Source organism: Ligilactobacillus araffinosus DSM 20653 (assembly GCF_001435375.1).
Lineage (GTDB): Bacteria > Bacillota > Bacilli > Lactobacillales > Lactobacillaceae > Ligilactobacillus > Ligilactobacillus araffinosus.
In genome coordinates this window covers 1-1,367 of the sequence record NZ_AYYZ01000024.1, presented here as the reverse complement: position 1 = coordinate 1,367, position 1,367 = coordinate 1, and the positions used below count along the sequence as shown (strand labels likewise).

Sequence of the window (1,367 nt, the reverse complement as noted above, 5' to 3'; positions counted from 1 at the left end):
CTGGGGCTGAGTTCTGTATTGTACAGGACTCAGTCCTTTTAGTTTTACCTTAATTCTGTCGTTGTTATAATATCGGATATACTGGTGAATTGCTTGAATCAATTCATCAGTATTTTTGTATTGATCTTCATAACCATAAAACATTTCACGTTTTAGGACACTGAAGAAATTCTCCATTAATCCGTTATCCAAGCTATTTCCCTTACGGGACATACTTTGAATGATTCCTCTTTCCTTTAAAAACCGTTGGTATGCCGCATTTTGATATTGCCATCCTTGATCACTGTGTAAAATCATTCCATTTAATGATTCATATTGATCAAGCTGATTCAACATATTAAATGTTTGGTGGAGATCAGGTGAAGTCGAGATGTCATAGGCAATAATCTCTCCGTTGAATCCATCTAAAATTGGTGATAAATACACTTTTTCGCCGTTATTAAGTCTGAATTCAGTAACGTCAGTATATGCTTTCTTTCGTGGCTGATCAGCACTGAAGTGACGATTGATTTCGTTTCCCGCAATTTTACCGACTATTCCTTTATAAGAGCTATAACGATTGCGTTTCCGGATAACCTTGCCAAATAATCCCATAGTTTTCATTAAACGTTTAACTTTTTTATGGTTGATTGTCATTCCTTCATTGCGTAATACACACGTTATGCGACGATAACCGTAGTTTCCGTGATGCCGATTGAAAATTTCTTTGATCCGTTTCATGATTTTTTGGTTCTGCCGGTCTTTCTTATGAGATCGTTGATAATAGAAGGTTGAACGACTCATCTTAGCGACCTTCAACAGAACTGCCAGTGGGAATTGACAACGAAGTCGTTCAATTACTTTTGCTTTTTTTGATCTTTGATTGCCAATTCCCTTAATGCTTTTAAATAGGCATTTTCAGCTCTTAGATATAATAGTTCTTCTTCAAGTTCCTTGATTTTCTTATCTTCTGGTTTAATTTTCTTTTGGTTATGCTTTGTGATGATCTTTTTCCTCGGTCTTCCTATTGGTTTATCAATCACATTATAACCATTTTTTCGATAATCTCGAATCCAATTAAATAACATTCCCTCTGAAGATAATCCTAAATCTAATGCAACGCTTCTTCCGACTTCATGATTAATTAATACTCGATCGATTGCTTCCATTTTTTCTTCTTTTGTCCACTTATGCCTCGGTCTATCTAGCCAGGGAACTCCATAACGATTTAATATTTGGACCAAATAGTAAAAATTACTTTCACCAATTGGATAATATTGTCGTATTTTTGAATATGGATATCCTTTTTGATAAAGGAGATAAATATTAATCTTATCTTGTTTTGTTAAACGCATAAAAAAACACCCCAAATCCTGGATTTATTTTGT

Annotated in this window: 1 protein-coding gene; it reads right to left on the bottom strand. The window is 34.4% G+C overall.

Going from position 1 to position 1,367, the window contains the following annotated elements; all coding sequences use genetic code 11:
* Nucleotides 1–1,334 (bottom strand): IS3 family transposase gene (locus tag FC64_RS07320; RefSeq protein WP_235804835.1). Its coding sequence is split into 2 segments (ribosomal slippage), with 1,335 coding nucleotides annotated over them: nt 1–845 and nt 845–1,334; the frame shifts between segments, so codons are not numbered across the junction. This gene is flagged as partial in the annotation.
* Nucleotides 1,335–1,367 lie beyond the last annotated feature (33 nt).